At 60.0% G+C, this 15,893-nt stretch carries 16 protein-coding genes and 1 pseudogene; 13 read left to right on the top strand and 4 right to left on the bottom strand.

From position 1 onward, the window contains the following. Positions 1–281: 281 nt before the first annotated feature. Positions 282–911: a Crp/Fnr family transcriptional regulator gene (locus tag ACRWQA_RS12460; protein ID WP_263583583.1), complete on the bottom strand. Its 630-nt coding sequence runs from the start codon at positions 909–911 to the stop codon at positions 282–284. A gap of 62 nt (positions 912–973) precedes the next feature. Between ACRWQA_RS12460 and ACRWQA_RS12455 the strand changes: the two genes are divergently transcribed. Beyond that, positions 974–1,501, top strand: coding sequence for a Spy/CpxP family protein refolding chaperone (locus ACRWQA_RS12455; RefSeq protein WP_263583584.1), 528 nt, complete (start codon positions 974–976; stop codon positions 1,499–1,501). Positions 1,502–1,903: 402 nt separating this feature from the next. Here ACRWQA_RS12455 and fabF read toward each other — a convergent pair whose 3' ends face one another. Beyond that, positions 1,904–3,169 carry a beta-ketoacyl-ACP synthase II gene (gene fabF / locus ACRWQA_RS12450; protein WP_263583585.1) on the bottom strand — a complete coding sequence of 422 codons (1,266 nt, stop codon included), beginning with the start codon at positions 3,167–3,169 and terminating at the stop codon, positions 1,904–1,906. Positions 3,170–3,260: 91 nt separating this feature from the next. Between fabF and ACRWQA_RS12445 the strand changes: the two genes are divergently transcribed. Both ACRWQA_RS12445 and ACRWQA_RS12440 read left to right on the top strand, forming a co-directional pair. Continuing rightward, entirely contained in the window at positions 3,261–3,905 is a 645-nt protein-coding gene (locus ACRWQA_RS12445; protein WP_263583586.1) for a TetR/AcrR family transcriptional regulator, read from the top strand. A 222-nt stretch (positions 3,906–4,127) separates the two neighbouring features. After that, positions 4,128–5,543: an FAD-binding oxidoreductase gene (locus tag ACRWQA_RS12440; protein ID WP_434227310.1), complete on the top strand. Its 1,416-nt coding sequence runs from the start codon at positions 4,128–4,130 to the stop codon at positions 5,541–5,543. A gap of 98 nt (positions 5,544–5,641) precedes the next feature. Here ACRWQA_RS12440 and ACRWQA_RS12435 read toward each other — a convergent pair whose 3' ends face one another. Continuing rightward, positions 5,642–6,103, bottom strand: coding sequence for a transposase (locus tag ACRWQA_RS12435; RefSeq protein ID WP_434227429.1), 462 nt, complete (start codon positions 6,101–6,103; stop codon positions 5,642–5,644). 828 nt (positions 6,104–6,931) lie between these two features. On the opposite strand from ACRWQA_RS12435, the gene ACRWQA_RS12430 reads away from it, so the two are divergent. The 10 genes and pseudogenes from ACRWQA_RS12430 (at position 6,932) to ACRWQA_RS12385 (ending at position 15,130) form a co-directional block, all read left to right on the top strand. Beyond that, positions 6,932–7,936 carry an extracellular catalytic domain type 1 short-chain-length polyhydroxyalkanoate depolymerase gene (locus tag ACRWQA_RS12430; RefSeq protein ID WP_263583588.1) on the top strand — a complete coding sequence of 335 codons (1,005 nt, stop codon included), beginning with the start codon at positions 6,932–6,934 and terminating at the stop codon, positions 7,934–7,936. Between the two features lie 116 nt (positions 7,937–8,052). After that, positions 8,053–8,591: pseudogene (locus ACRWQA_RS12425) on the top strand (IS3 family transposase); the annotation flags it as partial. 285 nt (positions 8,592–8,876) lie between these two features. Continuing rightward, positions 8,877–9,119 (top strand): type II toxin-antitoxin system Phd/YefM family antitoxin, encoded by a 243-nt coding sequence (locus ACRWQA_RS12420; RefSeq protein ID WP_114573958.1) that lies wholly within the window; start codon positions 8,877–8,879, stop codon positions 9,117–9,119. Continuing rightward, positions 9,116–9,379, top strand: a complete 264-nt coding sequence (locus ACRWQA_RS12415; protein ID WP_263583589.1) for a Txe/YoeB family addiction module toxin — start codon at positions 9,116–9,118, stop codon at positions 9,377–9,379. The genes ACRWQA_RS12420 and ACRWQA_RS12415 overlap by 4 nt, the downstream gene beginning before the upstream one ends. Then, positions 9,379–9,546, top strand: coding sequence for a hypothetical protein (locus tag ACRWQA_RS12410; protein WP_263583590.1), 168 nt, complete (start codon positions 9,379–9,381; stop codon positions 9,544–9,546). Before ACRWQA_RS12415 ends, ACRWQA_RS12410 begins: the two co-directional genes overlap by 1 nt. A 124-nt stretch (positions 9,547–9,670) precedes the next feature. Continuing rightward, entirely contained in the window at positions 9,671–10,177 is a 507-nt protein-coding gene (locus tag ACRWQA_RS12405) for a GFA family protein (protein WP_263583591.1), read from the top strand. A gap of 46 nt (positions 10,178–10,223) precedes the next feature. Then, the gene (locus ACRWQA_RS12400) at positions 10,224–10,664 is read left to right on the top strand and encodes a DUF1801 domain-containing protein (protein ID WP_263583592.1); all 441 of its coding nucleotides are present in this window, start codon (positions 10,224–10,226) and stop codon (positions 10,662–10,664) included. 342 nt (positions 10,665–11,006) lie between these two features. Further along, positions 11,007–11,576, top strand: coding sequence for an RNA polymerase sigma factor SigZ (gene sigZ / locus ACRWQA_RS12395; RefSeq protein ID WP_434227306.1), 570 nt, complete (start codon positions 11,007–11,009; stop codon positions 11,574–11,576). A 209-nt stretch (positions 11,577–11,785) separates the two neighbouring features. Further along, complete coding sequence (katG, locus tag ACRWQA_RS12390) at positions 11,786–13,987, top strand: catalase/peroxidase HPI (RefSeq protein ID WP_434227304.1); 2,202 nt, start codon at positions 11,786–11,788, stop codon at positions 13,985–13,987. 528 nt (positions 13,988–14,515) lie between these two features. Then, a complete protein-coding gene (locus ACRWQA_RS12385; protein ID WP_434227302.1) occupies positions 14,516–15,130 on the top strand; it encodes a DUF1294 domain-containing protein in 615 nt (204 codons plus the stop codon). 376 nt (positions 15,131–15,506) lie between these two features. Here ACRWQA_RS12385 and ACRWQA_RS12380 read toward each other — a convergent pair whose 3' ends face one another. Continuing rightward, the gene (locus ACRWQA_RS12380; RefSeq protein WP_434227300.1) at positions 15,507–15,686 is read right to left on the bottom strand and encodes a CBS domain-containing protein; all 180 of its coding nucleotides are present in this window, start codon (positions 15,684–15,686) and stop codon (positions 15,507–15,509) included. Positions 15,687–15,893 lie beyond the last annotated feature (207 nt).

Below are 15,893 nucleotides of genomic sequence, written 5' to 3'. Positions count from 1 at the left end.
GGCTCTCCAGGGATGTGTCCTTTCCTAGGAGAACCCTAGCGAGTCCTGTTGGTGCTGAATAATGAAGGTTTGCCGAAAGTTACTTGACGAATCGTAATGAATGACTAGTATCCGAAAGCTTTTCGGTAATAGGTAAATTTCTATCACACTGGCATGCAAAGTGCTGAGTTGTATCTATTCGGCTTCAAGCAGCCGAAGTGCTTAATACAACAGCAGTCGGAGTCTTATGGCAATTTATAGGTCATGTAATATGGGAGTTGTAGTCAGGAAGGAGACTTGTCTTAGCCAGAGGGTGGCATCAACCAAACCTGTCGGCCTTCTCGCCGGATCCTTCCTTCTCGCTGGAGTTGTGCCAGCGCGCGATAAACCGATTCATGCGTCAGGCCGATCTCGCTCGCCAGAGCCTTCCAGCTACCGGGTAGCTTAAGTTCGGCGCCCTCACCGCCGGCATATGCCCGCAAATAGGCAAGCAGGCGTTCACGGGCAGTAGGGATGTTGAGGATCGCGATGCGCAGGCGCGCCTCATGGAGCCTGCGGGCAAGATCTGCCATGAGGCTAGTCGCAAGCTCTGGGCGGCGTTGCATGCCCTCCATAACGACTGCCTTGGGGAAGCTGAGCAGGCAGGCCTCGGAGTCGGCGATCGCATCGCAGTGGTAACGTTCGGCGAACAGTGATGCTTCGGCCAGCCAGCAGGCGGGGCCGGCGCGGTTGACGGTCACTTCAGCACCGGCGTGGCTCACCCGTATCAGGCGAACCTGGCCGTACACCATTACGTACACCGAGGTGACCACTTCCCCGGCGTGAAACAGCATTTCCCCAGCGGCAAGTTGCCGCCGGCGGCCGGAACGCCCTGCTAGTGCCTCGATGGTGGAGACAATGCTCGGTGGGTCACTGGATATGATCTTGCTCATACCCAAATGATGCTGCCGGCCCCACTCTGGGTGCAACTGAAAACCGAGACGGGAGCACCCTAATGACACGCCTGCTGACACTTACCTTGCTTCTCCTTGCCACCGGGGCGGCCCACGGCGAAGGTGGAGGGCACGGATCCTACGCCGAGTTTCATTCACGTGAGATCAAGGCGCTGGCAGCCAGTGACGTGGAAGGGCTTCGGCTGGGCAGGGGAATGGAGCTAGCCCTGCCAGCGGAGCTGAACGGCTACCCTGGTCCCCTACATGTACTGGAGCTGGCCGACGAATTGGAACTGACCGAGGAGCAGCAGGAGAAAACCGAACAGGCTTACGAGCGCATGCGCACGCGAGCCGGCGATCTCGGCGAGCAGGTGATCGAAAGCGAGCGCGAGCTGGACCGGCTCTTTGCAGAGCGACGTGCAACGCTCGAGGAGATCGAGCGCCTGACCGAGCAGGCGGCTCGGCTCTGGGGCCGGCTGCGGGCGGTCCACCTCGAATACCACCTGCATATGCTCACGGTTCTCGATGACGAGCAGGTTCGGCGTTACAGTCACCTGCGAAGCTACGGAAGTGGCGGTCATCGTCACTAGAGTCTCGGGAGCAGCACAACGCATATGAAAGCCTCGAGTACGCCTGGTAGCGAGCGTGCTGAATCGCGTTGGAGTTATTCCTGCGCCAACGCGTACAGACTGTGAGTTGCCGCCGAAGATGGGGTTCAGGCAATCTGGCAGTGCAGGACTTCCGATAATAATTAAATGAAGGGGAAGCTATGAAAATTGTAATCGTTGCTTTTGCGCTGTTGGTGTTCAGCAGCAGCGTTCTGGCCCATGGCGGAGGCTGCCGCAAGAGTTCCCCGCCAGGGCAGTGCTGCCACATGGATAACAGCGTAGGTAGAGTTCATTGTCATTGAGGCTTCGTAAGACAACCCAACACCCCGAGCCAGCTACAGGCTCGGGGTGTTGTCGTTTGTAGGCTCCTGGCGTCTGGGCTAACTACACCTTGCTCACGATCAGCGCGGCGTTCACCCCACCAAAGCCGAAGCCGTTGCACAGCACGTGCTGAGTCGCATGCTCGCGTGCCGAGCCCGAGACGATATCCAGGTCGTGCAGGTCCTCGTCGCGGTTCTCAAGGTTCAGGGTAGGGGGCAGGCGGTCGTGCATCACCGCCAGGGCAGAGAAGATGCTCTCCACGCCGCCGGCGGCACCGAGCAGGTGACCAGTCGAGGATTTGGTGGCAGAGATCGGGATGCCGCCGAGGGCCTCGCCGAAGGCGTTGCGCAGCGACGCGACCTCGGCACGGTCGCCGACTGGTGTCGAGGTGGCGTGGGCATTTATATGGTCGATCGCCTCGGGGGAGAGCCCCGCCATCCGCAGCGCCGCGCGAATGGCCGCAGCGGCCCCAGCGCCATCTTCCGGGCCGGCGGTGATGTGGTGGGCATCCGCGCTGGTGCCGTAGCCGCTGAGGATGGCCAGCGGCGTTGCCCCACGCGCCTCGGCGTGGGCCAGGGTTTCGATCACCAATAGCCCCGCACCTTCGCCCATGACGAAGCCGTTGCGGGCCTGGTCGAAGGGCCGCGACGCCTTGGTGGGGGCGTCCTGCTCGGTGGAGAGCGCCTTCATGGCGTGGAAGCTGGCCAGCGAGAGCGGGTCGATACAAGCCTCGGCGCCGCCTACCAGGGCCACCTCGGCTTCGCCGCTACGGATCAGGCGCATGCCGTCGCCGATGGCCTGCACGCCAGCCGCACAAGCCGTCACCGGGCAGCCCATCGGCCCGCGCAAGCCATAGCGGATCGAGACATTACCCGCCGCCAGGTTGGCCAGGAAGGCCGGCACGGTGAAAGGGGAGAGCCGGCGGTGGCCGCGCGTCGAGAGGGTGTTCTGCGCCTGGGTGATGGTGGGGAAACCGCCGATGCCGGAACCGATGATGGTGGCCGTGGCCAGCCGATCCGCATCGCTTTCGGGGAACCAGTTGGCCTGGGCCAGCGCCTCTTCGGCGGCGGCCATGGCGTACAGGCTGAACAGCTCCATCTTGCGACGTTCCTTGACGTCCAGCACCCGGTCCGGGTCGAGGCCGGCTTCCGGGTCGTCCTCGATGCCGGGCACCGAACCAGCAACCTTGATCGGCAGCTCGCCGGTATCGAAGCGATTGATCGAGGAAATGCCGGAACGGCCGGCGAGCAGGCGCTCCCAGCCTGCCTTGACGCCGCAGCCGAGGGGGCTGATCATGCCCATGCCGGTGATGACGAGCGGTGATTGCATGGTAATTTCCTGAACAGCTTGGGGTTGTGCCACGCTAACACCAAGCTTGATATGATCAAGATAATATTCAGCGTGGGAGTGTGAAGTCGTCATGCCCTACTCGACGAGCCGCAAGGCCAAATCGCGGGAGCGAATCCTCAAGTCCGCCATCGAGCTGTTCAGCCGCCAAGGCTTCGAGAAGGTCTCCATCGGCCAGATCATGAAGCTGGCCAAGATGACCCACGGCGCCTTCTACGCGCACTTCGCCTCGAAGGAAGCGCTCTACCACGCCTCGGTGCGGGAAACCCTGGAGAGCAGCCGTGCAGCCCGGCTGGTCAAGGGGCCGCTCTCGGTGAAGCACCTGACGGAGCTGGTTGCCAACTGCTGGAACCTCCAGGAGCTGGAACGCAAGCACAAGCCGGGGCCCGAGACGGTGCTGTTCAACGAGATCGGCAACGAGAACGCCGAGATCCGCACGCTCTTCGAAGCCTCCTACCTGCGCATGAAGAAGATGCTGGAAACCCGCCTCATCGCTCTCAGCCGGCTCAAGAAACTGCCCTTCGAGCCCGACCGCGAGGTCATCGCCGACAAGTCCCGCGCCATTCTCGCCTCCCTGGTCGGCGCCGTGGCCATCGCCAAGAGCCTGCCCGGCGAGCAGGAGCGCCAGCACATCCTCAACGCCGCCCAGCGCAACATCCTGCAGATGCTTGGTGTGAACGAAAGCGAGCTGGAAGACATGCTGGATGCCACGGGTTAGGAGCAGCGCCCGGCCATCCGGCTTTCTATTGCGTTCCCCAGTCAGTCATCGAATTGTCTCCTCGGGGCGGCGTATCGACGGCGTTGTCCAAGCGGTACCGATCGTGAATTCCTGTCGCGCCGACGTTTCAACTAAGTTTAGTCGTACGTCTTACTCTAGGCTGCGTATGGCGAGAGGCCGCGACATGGCCGCCATTTTGACGCTTCGACAGGAGCCCTGACCATGAAAGCAACAACACTCGAGGGTACCGAGATCGATCTGAGCCCGGACATGCTTGCTGGCTTGAAGCTCCAGCTTCAGGGCCCGCTGTTGACGCCGGAAGACGCGGACTATGAAGCCTCGCGCCGCCTGTGGAACGCCATGATCGACCGACGGCCGGCTATGGTTGTGCGCTGCCTTGGGGTCGCCGACGTGATGGCGTGCGTGCGCTTCGCCCGTGAGCACGAGCTGCTGCTCTGCATCAAGGGGGGCGGTCACAACATCGCGGGCCTGGCGGTGGCCGATGGCGCGCTGATGCTCGACCTCTCGCTGATGCGCGGGGTCTGGGTCGACCGCGAACGCCGGGTGGCCCATGCCCAGGCGGGGTGTGTGCTCGGTGACGTGGACCGCGAGACCCAGGTGCATGGCCTGGCCACCGTGCTCGGCTTCATCTCCACCACCGGCATCGCCGGGCTCACCCTCGGGGGCGGCTTCGGCTATCTGAGCCGGCGCTGGGGCTATACCACCGACAACGTGCTGGGCATGGACGTGGTGACCCCCGACGGCAGCCTGGTGCATGCCAGTGCCGATAAGAATGCCGACCTGTTCTGGGGCCTATGCGGGGGCGGCGGCAACTTCGGTGTGGTGACCGGCTTCGACTACCAGTTGTATCCCGTCGGCCCCGAGGTGGTGGGGGGCTTGGTGGCCTGGCCCGCCAGCGAGGCCCCAGCGGTGCTCGAGCTTTATCAACGCCTGGCCGAGCAGGCTCCGCCTGAATTGACCCTGGTCGCCCTGATGCGTCCCGCGCCGCCGGTCCCCTGGCTGCCGAAGGAGTACCACGGCCAGCCGATCGTGGCGCTACTTGCCTGCTATAGCGGTGACCCGGAGGAGGGCGAGTTGGTGGTCGCGCCGATCAAGGCCTTCGGCCAACCCATCGGAGACGTGATGGTGCGGCGGCCCTATGCGCAGATGCAGAAGCTGCTCGATGCCACCCAGCCCAAGGGGCGGCGCTACTACTGGAAGAGCGAGTATCTGCCGGGTATCGAGCCCGCGTTGTGCGACAAGGCGATCGAGCATGCCGGACGCATCCGCTCGCCGCACTCGGTGGTGATCCTGTTCCAGCTCGGCGGCGCCCTGAACCGGCATGAAGACGACCACTCGGCCGTGGGCAACCGCGATGCGCGCTATGTCTTCAACGTCGGAGGCGCCTGGGAGTCGGCGGCCGACGACGCGGAGAACATCGCCTGGGCCCGCGAGGCGTGGGACGACCTGAAGGCCTTCTCCACTGGCGGCACCTACATCAATTTCCTGACCGAAGACGAAGGCCAGGAGCGTACTGAAGCGGCCCTTGGCCCGGCGCTCCAGCGGCTCGGCGAGATCAAGCGTCGCTGGGACCCTGACAACCGCTTGCGCGTCAATCGCAACATCGCACCCGGCTGAGTCGGAAGCTTGCCGCTTAAGCCGTTCGGTGGCCTGGGCCTGCGCCTAGGAGCCTGTCGGACTGAACGCTGATCTACTGCTGAGGGATCCCCACGAATTCATCGATATCCACCACTTTCATGCTGAGCACTGGCCTCTTGCTGGATGAGGTCGGCCAGATCATGGAGCCGCGATCGAGATGGCAGACACGGCAGATGCAATATTGCTTCATGCCCAACACGCCACAGCGATAAGACCGAGCGGGATCTAATGCTGTTGATCTGAAACTGCTTAATCTGTCCCTCATGTCGGACCTTCAGACCGCACGCCAGTATCACTAGGCTGGCCAACATGGCGATCATCAACAGAATCTCGATTCGCCGCTCGCTACGCGTCTGATTCATTCCGAAATCTAGGCCGAACAAAGGGCTCTTTACGTCGCGAAAGCCCTCTTCTATTTGCATGCGCTGGCTATATATTGCCACCAATTTTTTGGCAATCGTGAGAGATGGCGGAAAGTTGTTGACTGGAATCCAAGGCTCTTGATTTCTTCTGGCTACGCCGGGCTCGCGATGGTCCACCAAATTTATAGAGCTGCTTCCTGCCCTTGGCAGCTTTTCGCACCCGATAAAGCCGCGTGTGAAGTGGGCAGCACCTTGCAGTTTCTATCGGACCGAGGATTTCGTGGGGCGTTTTGGCACCTGTTAACAAGTGACCAATTGACTGCCAAGTACTGCCTGGAGGCTGCACCAGTGTCGGGCGACATAATCGCCGCACACAGGACATAATATCGGCCTCGGTCGTCTACTGGTGACCAGTCCACCAGGATACGTGGGTGCCTCATCCTACCGATGAGCAGGCGTGCCACATGCCAATAGAACAACGATCGCTCCTGCTGAAGATGAGGATTGCCGAGCAAACGATCCATGCGCTTGATGGCATGCTTGGGGGTAGTGTCGCCCGGTAGGTGACGCTCCAAGGCGGTGAGCACCAGGCGCTGTCCAGCCAGCAGTGCCTGCACGCTATCAAGAACAGCGTTCAGGCGAAGGGAATGGATGACCTGGGCTGAATCCGACAGTATCTCTTGCAAGAATCGGGTCGTCTGCATGGGCTCCTCGGCATAATGTTGGTTTGGCGATTAACAACATGCCTGCCCATGCAGATTTTTTTTCAATCCTATTATGCTGACTTTCCTATTCTATTCTTGGGGATCCCTTAGGGACGTCCCCCGATTTCCCGCCCGCTAGACGCCTCGGCTGTCGATGAAGGCTTGGCGTGGATGGAGATCGCTGTCGAGCAGGGTCACGTCGGCTTCATGCCCAGCGTAAGCGGCCATTCAGGCAGAAGGCCCGGTAGACTAAAGTATTATGTTCGCTTACGAACAGATGAGTCGCCATTGGTCGCGTAGAGTGACATCAAATATTGTGAAGGGACTGCCTGTTACAGGAAATTTCATCATTCGGAAGGAGAAGGTGATGTTACATCTTATGGATCTAAGTGCGTATACGTTCGGAGGTGCTAGCATTAATAACCATCTGGCAGACTTGGACGAATTCGGGTCAAACCCGGGCGGATTGGATGCCAAGATATATATACCGGCGGATTTGCCCGAGGGTGCGCCGCTCGTCGTCGTTCTACATGGTTGTAAACAGACAGCAGCGAAGTACGACGAGGGTTCCGGCTGGTCTGAAATTGCTGACCAATATGGCGTTGCATTGCTTTTTCCCGAGCAGCGGCGGTTGAACAATTGGCTTCTAGGTTTCAATTGGTTCAAGCCTGGCGACAGCAATCGCGGCGCTGGCGAGCCACTCTCCATTCTTCATATGGTTGAACAAGTGGTCATAGATCATGGCATCGACCCCGAGCGTATCTTCATCACAGGATTGTCCGCAGGCGGCGCCATGACGTCGGTCATGCTTGCGACCTACCCGGAAATCTTTGCTGGCGGCGCCATCATCGCCGGTTTGCCTTATGGCAGTGCCTACACAACCCTGGCGGCACTACGCCGAATGAAGGGTCGCGGATCCCCGACAGCACAACAGCTTGAAACACGGCTGCGTAATGCCTCGGCGCATGAGGGGCCTTGGCCAACACTGTCGGTCTGGCATGGAAGCTGTGACCATACGGTTGATGCCTCGAACGCCAACGCAATCCTCGGGCAGTGGCGAGCGCTTCATAATCTTGAGAAAAGGCCATCTAGTACACACATCATCAATGGCTATCCTCGGCGAGTATGGAGTGATGTCGAGGGTCACGAACTTATTGAAGAATACAATATTAGCGGGATGGGCCACGGCACACCGCTGAAAACGCATGGTAAAAAGAGTTACGGCTCGAGAGGCGCCTTCATGCTTGATGTGAATATCTCTTCCACGCGTCACATTGCTGACTTCTGGGGCTTGAGTGCAACGTGAAGTGCTCCAATTGGAGCGGACACCCCTATAAGCCTCATAATGTAGGCAATGAAGGTATTCATGACCAAGAAGGCTCGACGTCGGTTTTCCGATGAATTCAAGGCGGATGCGGTGGTCCTGATGACAAGCTCCAGGCCCTGCTACACGTGGTCAGAGAGATCCATCGCCAGAAGCGTGGCAGCTATGGCAGCCGCCGCATAGCCAGAGAACTGCGACGGCGCGGCTACGTGGCCGTTACCAGGCCCGAAGCCTGGATGCGGGAGGCGGGTGTAGAGGCACGGCAGCGGCGTCGGTGGTGCCATACGCGCGACAGTGAGCACAACCTGCCGGTGGCCCCCAGTCTGCTGAACCGCCAGTTCATGGTGGCGGAACCGAATCAGGTCTAGGTGGCCGATATCACGACTATTTGGACGCTGGAGGGATGGCTCTATCTGGCGGCGGTTCTCGACCTCCACGACCGGCAGTTGGTGGGCTGGGCGACGGCCGACCACATGCGCACGTAGCTGGTGCTGGACGCCCTGGAGATGGCCATAGGTCGCCGGCAGCCCGAGAACGGGTTGATCCATCCTAGCGATCGCGGCAGTACGCATCTCGTGATTACCTCTCCACGCTGGATCGGCAGGGGTTCCAGGCCTCGATGAGCCGGAAGGGGAGTGGCTTAGGGCTTAGGCGTCACCCGGTCTTTCGGCCAATTTCATTCGTTCTGATTCGTTAAATAGCGGGCTATTCGCCTCATCAGATCGATAAACTTGTCTCGAAGTCCAAATCTCTCGTGACGATCGGTCAAACCCGACAGGCTCCTAGGCTGCCTGTTTTACCGTGAGGTGGATGAAAACGCGCTCAACCGAACAGACTCCGGTCGTCACTCGTTGCGTTCGTATTGACGTACGTACCTGAAGGCGTACAATTAATGAAAGGGTGAACACACCAGAGGTGGACCATGACCGGAATAACCGCAACTGAGGCACGCAGCAACCTGTATCGGTTGATCGATGAAACGGCTGAATCTCACCAGCCGATCGTTATCCTGGGTAAGCGGAATAAAGCTGTCCTGGTGTCAGAAGAAGATTGGTCAGCCATTCAGGAAACTCTATACCTGCTTTCTGTGCCAGGCATGCGAGAGTCTATCCGCGAGGGGATGGATGCTCCTGTCGATGAGTGTGACGAGGAGCTCGACTGGTGACATGGAAGTTGGTCTATACCAAGCAAGCCCAGAAAGATGCCAAGAAGCTGGCGTCCAGCGGACTGAAGCCAAAAGCTCTGGAATTGCTGGCACTGATTGCAGAAGACCCGTACCGGAAGCCGCCTCCGTTTGAGAAACTTATCGGTGATCTTGCGGGAGCCTACTCACGGCGCATCAATATTCAACATCGTCTGGTGTATCAGGTGCTTGAAGGCGAACGAGTCATTAAAGTTCTCCGGCTCTGGAGTCATTACGATTGATGCCTAACCCTGTTTACGGACTGAAGTGGGCTGCGCGCACCACTTCCCGTCTACAGAGAAACGAGCAGGAGCGCCAGCACATCCTCAACGCCGTCCAGCGCAACATCCTGCAGATGCTCGGCGTCGACGAGAGTAAGCTGGAGAGCATGCTGGATGCCACGGGTTAGGAGCAGCGCCCCGCGTGGCATTACCTCCTGAGCAGCAGGGAACGAAAGCCCCTGTCGTTAACCAAGCAATGCACGCGGCAAGTGGGTGATTGCGGCGCTGGACGCCGCCAGAGAGGAATAGTTGATGACGACCGCGAATCAATCGATTGCTCGTTGCGCTTGTGGAAGCATTGAACTCGAAGTAAGCGGCTCACCGATTCTGGGCGCAGCCTGTTATTGCGACGACTGCCAGGAAGGGGCTCGGCAGATCGAAGAACTCCCGAACGCACACCCGGTTCTGGAGCCGGATGGCGGGACAGAATATTTGCTCTACCGCAAGGACCGCTTGAGATGCTCAAAGGGGAGCGATCTCATGCAGGCCTTCACGATCAAGCCTGAGTCTCCCACGCAAAGGGTCGTCGCGACATGCTGTAATTCAGCTATGTATCTCGACTTTCAGAAGGGACACTGGTTCTCGGTGTACCGAGCAAGGTTCGGGAGTAATGCACCACCGTTGCAGATGCGTATCCAAACCAAGTTCAAGCCCGAGAACTGCGACATTCCGAACGACGTGCCCAGCTATGCAACATATCCGCTCAAGTTCGTTGCGAAGCTCATGGTTGCCAGAGCGGCGATGCTGTTCGGGCGTTGAGCGTAGAAAGAGGCGCATGTTCAGACTTCACAGGAGGAAAGCGGCAATGACACGCGACAAGGCCAACCCACCGGCAGAAGCCAAGCCGAAGCTCCTCTCGGGAGGCAACCCGCAGATCCCCAAGGCTGACGGCAACGCCCCCGTGCAGGCCTACATCGCCGCCATGCCGGAGTGGAAGCAAGACGTCGGGCGCCGGCTCGATGCGCTGATTGAGCGTACGGTCCCCAATGTGCGCAAGGCCGTGAGATGGAACTCACCCTTCTATGGAATCGAGGGAGAGGGGTGGTTCCTCACATTCCATTGCTTCACGAAGTACATCAAGGTGGCGTTTCTCAACGGCGCCTCGCTGGAGCCGCTGCCGCCCATCGCATCCAAGGACCCCAATACCCGCTACCTGCATATTCACCAGGACGAACAGATCGACGAGGAACAGGTAGCGGAGTGGATTCGCCAGGCATCCAACCTGCCTGGTGAACGTATGTTCTAGCGAAGGTCCCGTTCAGTCGGTCCAAGATGACATGGCGCCAAGATGAAATCAGCATCATGGTGGCTGACATGCCGTTCCCTTTTGGATCAGGGAGGTTCTCGCGCAGAATTTTTGCGTCCTTCTGACGCCTGGACCGTCTCCTGTTGTGAAAGCCTCGCAAAGGGCGAGGTATTCTCACCTGGAGGAATCCAAAATGAATCAGAAAGCGCAGGCACTTGAATCAACTGAGGCGGCTGGGCAGGACAGCGCATCGCAGCCGTGCTGCGACCCAAGCGAGCAGGCCACCTGCTGCCTGCCGCAGGCCAAGGCCGAATGCTGCGGCCCACCCACGGAGGAGGCTGCATGCGGGTGTCGGTAAGTGCGAACCACGAACAGGACCAACGCCTGCTGTGGCAGGCGTTTCGCACCGAACTCCTGCGCTTCGTGAGCAGGCGGGTAGCGGACGAGAGCGTAGCGGAGGACATCGTGCACGACGTCCTCATCAAGGCGTTCTCCCACCGCGATGAGCTGAGGGACGGCTCCCGGCTGCGCGCATGGCTCTACCAGATCACCCGCAATGCACTGGTGGATCACTACCGGGCGCACAAGCCGCTCGAACCGCTGCCGGCGGAACTGGATGAGCAATCGGAGCCAGATGAGCGAGCGGAAGCGGAGCTGGCCCTATGCCTGTGCCCACTCATGGGCAAGCTGCCGGAAAAGTACCGGGAAGCGCTGCTCACCACCACGGAGGCCGGCCTGACTCAGAAGCAGTATGCTTCCCAAAAGGGGCTGTCGATCTCAGCTGCCAAATCCCGCGTGCAGCGCGGCCGCGCCTTGCTGCGCGAAGCGCTGGTGCAGTGTTGCCGAGTCGAAATGAACCAGCACGGAGAGGTGTTGAACTACGATCTCGGTGAAGGGTGCCAATGTCACTAGCACAAGGCCGTCACTTTCCCCGTGCTACTCCACTTCCTCGATCTCTCATAGCCTGCCCCTATCGAGGCGAAAGCCTGCCATCTCCTTGACGGCTTCGGTCCTTAATCCTTCACTGATATCTGACGGCTTGTAGGAATGACAAAAATGAGGCGATGCGGCGACGTCGGCTCAAATCTCCTGTAGGCCACCATCCAGTCGAGGAGAAGACCGTGTCTGAACAAAAGTCTAAACGCCGGGAGTGGGGGGCACGCACCACACCCAGTCTGCAGGGCAACGAACACTGGTGGCCCGACCAGCTCAACCTCAACGTGCTGCACCAGAAGCACCCCGATGCCAGCCCATTCGGTGCCGACTTCAGCTACGCCGAGGCGTTCTCGCAGCTCAACGTCGACGAACTGTGCGCCGATCTCGATGCCTTGATGACCGACTCCCAAGAGTGGTGGCCCGCCGACTGGGGCCACTACGGCCCGTTCTTCATTCGCATGTCGTGGCACGCCGCCGGAACCTACCGCGCTATCGACGGCCGCGGTGGCGGCGGCACCGGCGCCCAGCGCTTCGCACCGCTCAACAGCTGGCCCGACAACGGCAACCTGGACAAGGCGCGCCGGCTGCTCTGGCCGATCAAGCAGAAGTACGGCGAGAAGATCTCCTGGGCCGACCTGCTGGTCCTTGCCGGCAATCGCGCGCTGGAAACGATGGGCTTTCGCACCTTCGGTTTCGGCTTCGGCCGCTCCGATATCTGGGCGCCCGAGGACGACATCTACTGGGGCCCCGAGGCCGAGTGGCTCTCGACCAAAGACGAGCGTTATACCGGCACCTGGGAAGACGGCAGCCGCACCCTCGACAACCCGCTCGCCGCGGTGCAGATGGGGCTGATCTACGTCAACCCGGAGGGCCCGAATGGCGTTCCCGACGCGATGAAGTCCGCCCAGGACGTACGCGAGACCTTCGCCCGCATGGGCATGAACGACCGCGAGACCGTCGCGCTGACAGTAGGCGGCCACACCTTCGGCAAGATGCACGGCAACGGACCGGCCGATGCCGTCGGCGACGCGCCTGAGGCCGCGAAGATCCACCAGCAGGGGATCGGCTGGGCCAACAAGCACGAGACCGGCCTCGGTGAGTACACGGTCACCTCCGGGCTCGAGGGCGCCTGGACCCCGACGCCGACCAAGTGGGACAACTCTTACCTCAACACCATCTTCGCCCACCAGTGGGAGGTCAAGAAGTCGCCCGCGGGTGCCAATCAGTGGCAGCCGGTCGAGGTGAAGGAGGGGTTCTGGGTGCCCGACGCCCACATCGAAGGCAAGAAGAACCCGCCGGTGATGAACACCGCCGACATGGCGATGATCACCGATCCCGCCTATCTCGAGATCGCCAACGAGTTTCACCAGAACCCGGACGTGCTCGCCGACGAGTTCGCCCGCGCCTGGTACAAGCTGCTGCACCGTGACATGGGTCCGCAAGCCCGCTACCTCGGCCCGCATGTGCCCAACGAAGACCTCGTCTGGCAGGACCCGGTGCCCAAGCATGAGGGGCCGCTGGTCAACGATCAGCAGGTCGCCACGCTCAAGCAGCAGATCGCCGACTCCGGCCTAACCGCCAAGCAACTGGTGGGCACCGCCTGGGCCGCGGCCTGCACCTATCGCCAGACCGACCACCGCGGCGGCGTCAACGGCGCGCGCATCCGTCTCCAGCCGCAGATCGGCTGGGACGTCAACGTGAGCTCCGGCGTGCCCGAGGTGCTCGACCGGCTCGAGCAGATCAAGGACGCCTCCGGCACTAACATCTCGCTGGCGGACATGATCGTTCTGGGCGGTAACGTGGGAGTCGAGATGGCGGCGAAGGCAGCCGGCCACCACATCACCGTACCGTTCTCCCCGGGCCGCACCGACGCGAGCCAGGAGATGACCGAGATCGATGCGCATGCCTACCTCGAGCCAAAGCACGATGCCTTCCGCAACTACATGCAACCCCAGGCGACCTCCATCCCGGCCGAGCACCTGATGATCGACCGCGCCTTCATGCTGAACCTCAGCGTACCGCAGATGACGGCGCTGCTCGGCGGTATGCGGGCCATCGGCGTCAACGTCGGTGACAACAGCAACGATGGCATCTTCACCGATCGCCCCGGCCAGCTGACCAACGACTTCTTCGTCAACCTCGTCGACATGGGCACCGTCTGGGAGCCCCTCGATGAGGAAGAGGAGCGCTTCGAAGGCCGCCACCGCAAGACGGGCGAGAAGAAGTGGACCGCCACCCGTGTCGATCTCGTGTACGGCTCCAACTCGCAGCTACGCGCCATCGCCGAGGAGTACGCCGCCAACGGCGGCGAGGAGCGGATGATCGACCGCTTCGTGAAAGGGTGGGTCAAGGTCATGGAGAACGACCGCTTCGACCTGCACCGCTGAATGACAGGTCCGCGGCAGTAACGCGGGACCTGGCTCAAAACCGACCCCGAAGGTGGAAAACCCGCCTTCGGGGTTTTTAGGCACTGTCGGAAAAATGCCTGCGCTCGGCCATACGGCGTTAAAAATCATCTCAAAATACTCATTTACAGCTCGTAAACTCCGTCTTTTCGATAATTTTTGCCTTGTCTGGCCATCGCTCGCCGATTTTTCCGGCAGCGCCTCGCCTCGCAAGCGAGGACAGATGCAGATCAAGAGAAGTGGCACTATCGCGCCTCATGCTTTCGTTGGCGTTGCCCTCAACGTTTCTGTTGGTTACGGTTGGTAAAAAGCCGCAGTAGACGGCTAGATAATCAAGATACGCAGGGACTGCCGCACTAAGGATGATGCTCATTATCATCCATTCTGCCAGCAGGGGCGGTAGCGTGCCCCGACTCCCAATTCCCCCGCCTGACAAAACCCAGCCTTATCTGAAACCCCTATTAACTTATTGGATTTAAAAACCGATTTCGCCGACACAGAGATAACGCGATGCGGCACGAAGGCAAGCTCACACAGTGGAACGACGACAAGGGCTTCGGGTTCATCACACCGGCTGAAGGCGGCACCCGCGTATTCGTCCACATCAGCGCTTTTCCCCGCAGTGGGCGCCGGCCAACAGTCAACGAGCCGATCGCCTACCACCTGACCAGAGATAACCAGAACAGGCCGAGAGCCCAGAAGGCGCTCTACCTGAAAGCGGCACACCATGCATCCCCGCTCTCCAGAGGGCTGATGCTGGCGTTCACGATAGCCGCTGCCTTCTTCGCTCTCCTGGCAGCCCTGAGCGCTCTAGGCCACATGCCAATGCAGCTCCTGGCGGTATACCCCCTGCTGAGCGTGATTACCTTCGCCATGTACGGCATCGACAAAGCCGCAGCAGGGAAGGGTAGAAGACGCACACCGGAAGCCACGCTGCTCTTCGCAGGATTGATCGGTGGCTGGCCCGGCGCACTGGTAGCGCAGCGACTGTTTCGGCACAAAACCAGGAAGCAACCGTTTCAGGCCATGTTTTGGTGTGGGGTGGTGGTGAATTGTGCTGTGTTTGGGTGGCTTGCTTATACGGGGGAAACTGCGAGCGTTTTGGCTAGTTTGGGGTTTGGTTAAATGAGGTGGTACGTTGCACTTGGTTGCCTCCTTGTCCATTAGTTTGTGTGCATACAGAGTATTGGTTCCGGCAAAACGCGCACGCGTGAGAATCCTGCGTAGGTGGCTGAGATAAAATTAAAAGTCAGAAAAAAAACACTAAATTATAGATAGAATGACGCATTAGATAATATTGGATGAATGTGCTAGCACGTTCATCCAATATCAGGACGTGCTGTCCAGTCACTGTTAGCTGATCAAAAAGGAGACTCCCAAGGTGGCGGAACCATGCATGGCTTGCCAAGATCTTTTGAACGGTAAGACAAATAAGAGGCACTCCGACACTGGCGCCGGCGAGCCAGGGCGGTGGGGAGGTTGCCGGTGAGCGATTCTGACCTCATGACGCCTTGGCCCTAAGCAGGCGACGCAGCGACAGCTCGCCAATGGGAATGTCCTCCTCGTCGACTACCGTCAGGCGGTCGACCTGATGCCACAGCATGACCGACAGGGCCTGGCTCAGCGACGCGCCGTAGGCAATACGCTCGCTGGCCAGCAGGCGCGGCCCCAGCGGCAGCATGCGTTCACTAATCCAAAGATCCGGGTTATCGAAGAGGGTCGGCTATCATGGCAATCGAGATGACGAGTACTTTTACGTCTGTAAGGCGTGTGGAACCAGATTCATTGGCGATAGCATGGAAACCTGGCCCGATAAGAACAATTAATGCTGTCTGCGGCTTTCCCAAACATTTTTTAGCAATACAAGATGGGCTGGGGTCGCGTGACA

This window comes from Billgrantia sp. C5P2 (genome assembly GCF_051062895.2).
The sequence above is the reverse complement of the archived record's forward strand: the minus strand, read 5'-3'. Positions and strand labels throughout refer to the sequence as shown.

Bases quoted from the DNA above. Each gene is read 5' to 3' on its own strand.
- ACRWQA_RS12455 (WP_263583584.1), top strand. From the start codon at position 974: ATGACACGCCTGCTGACACTTACCTTGCTTCTCCTTGCCACCGGGGCG.
- fabF (WP_263583585.1), bottom strand. From the start codon at position 3,169: ATGCAATCACCGCTCGTCATCACCGGCATGGGCATGATCAGCCCCCTC.
- ACRWQA_RS12420 (WP_114573958.1), top strand. From the start codon at position 8,877: ATGACCGGAATAACCGCAACTGAGGCACGCAGCAACCTGTATCGGTTG.
- ACRWQA_RS12440 (WP_434227310.1), top strand. From the start codon at position 4,128: ATGAAAGCAACAACACTCGAGGGTACCGAGATCGATCTGAGCCCGGAC.
- ACRWQA_RS12385 (WP_434227302.1), top strand. From the start codon at position 14,516: ATGCGGCACGAAGGCAAGCTCACACAGTGGAACGACGACAAGGGCTTC.
- ACRWQA_RS12380 (WP_434227300.1), bottom strand. From the start codon at position 15,686: ATGCTGCCGCTGGGGCCGCGCCTGCTGGCCAGCGAGCGTATTGCCTAC.
- sigZ (WP_434227306.1), top strand. From the start codon at position 11,007: ATGCGGGTGTCGGTAAGTGCGAACCACGAACAGGACCAACGCCTGCTG.
- ACRWQA_RS12460 (WP_263583583.1), bottom strand. From the start codon at position 911: ATGAGCAAGATCATATCCAGTGACCCACCGAGCATTGTCTCCACCATC.
- ACRWQA_RS12445 (WP_263583586.1), top strand. From the start codon at position 3,261: ATGCCCTACTCGACGAGCCGCAAGGCCAAATCGCGGGAGCGAATCCTC.
- ACRWQA_RS12405 (WP_263583591.1), top strand. From the start codon at position 9,671: ATGACGACCGCGAATCAATCGATTGCTCGTTGCGCTTGTGGAAGCATT.
- ACRWQA_RS12410 (WP_263583590.1), top strand. From the start codon at position 9,379: ATGCCTAACCCTGTTTACGGACTGAAGTGGGCTGCGCGCACCACTTCC.
- ACRWQA_RS12400 (WP_263583592.1), top strand. From the start codon at position 10,224: ATGACACGCGACAAGGCCAACCCACCGGCAGAAGCCAAGCCGAAGCTC.